Here is a 3233-nt window from a genome sequence, read left to right as displayed (position 1 = left end):
GGTTGACGTCTCCCGCGAAGATCGTCGGGCCGCCGCGCGAGGCGAGGACCTGGCGCAGCTCGTCACACTGCACGGAGTTGCTGGTTCCGGGCGCCTCGCCGTCCGTCGAGAGGCGGCCGGTGCAGACGTCCACGCCACGCGCGGTGGTGACGCACAGCCACCGTCGCTCCTCGACCCCGCTGAACACGGAGTAGGGCGCGTCCTGGTGGGCGTTCATGGCTTCCTTGGTCAGCACGGCGTTGCCGAAACGGTGCTTGGAGAAACCGCCAACTGAAAGGTCGCGACCTGTCGTTCGTGACGGCTACGCCTGATGCGCAACCGGACATGCTGCAACGGGGCGTGGCTTCACGGAAGAGCGGTCAGAACCCTTCAGTTGGCCGGTTAGCGCTTGAGCTGGCCTGCTGGGCGTCGTGGTTGGCCCACGGGGCCCGATCGCGCAGGTGGGTGCTGGGTTCACGCGTGGGTGGTAGACGGCGGTGATCCTGCGCCTGCGGCTTCCACGACGATCTCTCCAGTCCGAGTGCGTGCGTACAGCACCTCTCTGCCTGCACGGTGGGCGCTGACCAGACCAGCGGTGCGCAGGGCCGTCAGGTGCTGGGAGACGCCGCCGGGAGTCAGCCCGGTGCGGCGGGCGAGGTCGGTGGTCGAGGTGGGGGCTGTCAGTTCGGTCAGGAGGGTCGCGCGGGAGCGGCCCAGCACCCCCGCCAGGGCATCGGACACGGTCGCGGACCGCGTGTGCCAGAGCGTGCCGACGGCGCGTGGCGGGTAGCGCAGCGAGGGCTGCCACGGCTCGTCGAGCACGGAGAACACGCGCGGCCACACGAAGGCGGACGGCACCAGCAGCAGACCCCGGCCGTCGAGCCGGCGCGCTCCGCGCACGGTGCGGTGCGCCAGGTGCAGGGTGCCTCCGGCCCAGGTGACCTGTGGGTCGAGGTCTGCGAACAGGTGCTGGGCGCCGCCTTCGACCAGGCGGCCGGCGCGGTAGCGGATGTCGCCCTCCAGCAAGGTGAGGATCCGCGACCAGTGCGGCGCCAGAGCCAGTTCCCAGTACGTCTCCATCACGTCGGCCAATCGCCCGAGCTCGGCGGCCGGGTCGGCGCGAAGCGCCGCCATCCGCGCAGGCGGTACCTCGGCCGTCGTGTGCAGCAGCGCCGGCGGGGTGGCCCGGACCGTGGCCAGCTCCACATCCAGTGACGGCAGCGGCGTCGTGGGCGGCGGGCAGATGAACCCTGGAATGCGGCCGGCCCAGGGCGAGCGCGTCGGCACCGGAACGAGGTCGAACAGCGGCCTCAGGTCGAGGTCGGCCGCGGCCAGCCGCGGGCGCACCTGTTCGGCCCAGGTGCGATGCAGGCCGTGTTCGTCCGCGCCCTTGAGCACCCGGACGCTGGCCACCACTTCCCACAGCGGGGAGATCGCGAAGCGGGTACGGGCCACGTCCTCCAAGCCGAGTTTGATCTCGATCATTTAGCTGAGGGTAAATCAATAGGTAGTGCTGTTGGCAGTTGCGCACAGTACCGCGCATGACCGAAGCACCCCATTCCCCGTGGCGGCTGCGCGACTTCCGCATACTCTTCGCCGCAGGCGCCCTCAGCCACCTCGGCAGCAATGTCGGCTACGCAGCGATCCCACTGCTCGCCGTCACCACCCTCGGCGCGGGCCCCGGCCAGGCCGGTGCGCTGGCCGCGCTGTCCACCGCCGCCTTTCTCCTCATCGGCCTGCCCGCGGGCGCCTGGGTGGACCGCCTGCCCGGCCGCCGGGTGTTGGTGGCCGCCGACGCCGCCCGCGCCGTGCTGTTCGCCTCGATCCCCGTTGCCTGGTGGCTGGGCGTGCTGTCGCTGCCGCAGCTGTACGCAGTGGTGCTGCTGAACGGCTGCGCCACGGTGTTCTTCGACGTCGGCTCGCAGAGCGTCCTGCCCGAACTGGTCGGCCGCGAGCGCCTGGTGCCGGCGAACGCCGCCCTCGTGAGCCTGATGGCCGGCGCCAACATCGCCGGCCGCGGCGCCGGCGGCTTCCTGGTCCAGCTCTTCACGGCTCCACTGGCGATCCTCGGTGGGGCCGTCACTTACCTGGCCTCCGCCGTCGGCCTCATGGGCATCGGCCGACGGCACACTCCTTCCGCGGCATCGGCCGACCGGCAACGCCTTCGGGCCGAGATAGCGGAAGGGATGCGCCACGTCCTCAGCAGCCGCGAGCTGCGCGCGCTGGCCCTCACCGCGACCCTAGCCAACCTGGGCGCACAGATGATCAACGCCATACTGCCGGTGCTGTTCATCCGCGAACTGCACCTGCCCGCCGGGGCGCTCGGGACATACTGGGCAGCCGGCGGCCTGGGCATCCTGCTCGGCGCCAGCCTCGCCCGCCGCCTCGCCGCCCGCCTCGGCCACGGTCGCACTCTGGGGTTGGCCGGGCTCTGGTTCGCACCCGCCGCACTTGCCGTCGCGCTGGTCGGCGACGGGCCGTGGCTGTGGGTGGCCGGTGCCGGGTGGCTCGTGGCCATGACCAAGACGGGTATCGACAACGTCCTCGGCGTCACCCTGCGCCAGCACTTGACTCCGGATCCGCTGCTCGGCCGAATGAACGCCACCTTCCGGTTCCTGCTCACCGGCGCCCTGGCCATCGGCTCCGCCCTCGGTGGCCTCGTCGGCCAAGCGGCAGGCGTACGCATGGCAGTCTGGGCGGGCGTGATCTGCCTGGCCGGTGCCTTCCTCCCGGTCTTCTGCTCCCCCGTCCGTATGCTGCGAGAACTTCCCGTAGCCACCACGCCACCCCACCGGGCACCAGCGGCGCCCATCCCCGAGGCGTGAACCGGCACCCACCTGCGCGAGCGGGCCTCGTGGGCCAACCACGACGCTCAGCAGGCCAACTCAAGCGCTCCATACCTTGTTGACGGGAAGTACGTGGTGGGCAGACGCCGTCGGGCCTCGCCCTGCAGTCCGGCGAGCGCTGTGCCGTCTTCGGCGTGCATGGTCAGCGCGGCGCGGTAGATCCCCTGGTAGGCGGCGTCCCAGGCCGGGGCGCCGGCGCAGTGCACGTCGGTGAAGCCCGCCGCGCGCAGCACACGGATCCAGTCGGTGTGCCGGTGGCGTGGTGGCAGGCGCTCGTCGCCGGGGGTGTGCGGGTGCCAACCGGTGAGCACCAGGCGGCCGCCGGGATTGCGGGCGGCGGCCGCCTGGATCGAAAAGGCGATCGACACGGGTGAGATCGACATGGATGAGGAGCTCACCCGGCTCCTT

General features: G+C 71.5%; 5 protein-coding genes. 2 read left to right on the top strand and 3 right to left on the bottom strand.

Features of this window, described 5'->3' with window-relative positions; translation table 11 throughout:
- Both ACTWQJ_RS49035 and ACTWQJ_RS49030 read right to left on the bottom strand, forming a co-directional pair.
- On the bottom strand, positions 1–235 hold a 235-nt coding region (locus tag ACTWQJ_RS49035), incomplete at its 3' end, for a hypothetical protein (protein ID WP_443312835.1).
- A 218-nt stretch (positions 236–453) separates the two neighbouring features.
- Complete coding sequence (locus ACTWQJ_RS49030; protein WP_443312834.1) at positions 454–1464, bottom strand: DUF5937 family protein; 1011 nt, start codon at positions 1462–1464, stop codon at positions 454–456.
- A gap of 56 nt (positions 1465–1520) precedes the next feature.
- On the opposite strand from ACTWQJ_RS49030, the gene ACTWQJ_RS49025 reads away from it, so the two are divergent.
- A complete protein-coding gene (locus ACTWQJ_RS49025; RefSeq protein WP_443312833.1) occupies positions 1521–2804 on the top strand; it encodes an MFS transporter in 1284 nt (427 codons plus the stop codon).
- Positions 2805–2851: 47 nt separating this feature from the next.
- Here ACTWQJ_RS49025 and ACTWQJ_RS49020 read toward each other — a convergent pair whose 3' ends face one another.
- Positions 2852–3058 (bottom strand): hypothetical protein, encoded by a 207-nt coding sequence (locus ACTWQJ_RS49020; protein ID WP_443312832.1) that lies wholly within the window; start codon positions 3056–3058, stop codon positions 2852–2854.
- On the opposite strand from ACTWQJ_RS49020, the gene ACTWQJ_RS49015 reads away from it, so the two are divergent.
- Positions 3036–3233 (top strand): DUF6192 family protein (locus tag ACTWQJ_RS49015; RefSeq protein ID WP_443312831.1); only part of this gene is annotated, 198 nt, incomplete at its 3' end. The two genes, ACTWQJ_RS49020 and ACTWQJ_RS49015, sit on opposite strands and share 23 nt — an antisense overlap.

Origin of the sequence: Streptomyces sp. KR55 (assembly GCF_052245645.1) — a bacterium.
Lineage (GTDB): Bacteria > Actinomycetota > Actinomycetes > Streptomycetales > Streptomycetaceae > Streptomyces > Streptomyces flavusporus.
Note: the sequence above shows the minus strand (reverse complement) of the source record. Positions and strands in the feature narration are given on the sequence as shown.

What these genes read in the sequence shown, in the direction of transcription:
- ACTWQJ_RS49030 (WP_443312834.1), bottom strand. Translation starts at nt 1,464, where the DNA reads ATGATCGAGATCAAACTCGGCTTGGAGGACGTGGCCCGTACCCGCTTC.
- ACTWQJ_RS49025 (WP_443312833.1), top strand. Translation starts at nt 1,521, where the DNA reads ATGACCGAAGCACCCCATTCCCCGTGGCGGCTGCGCGACTTCCGCATA.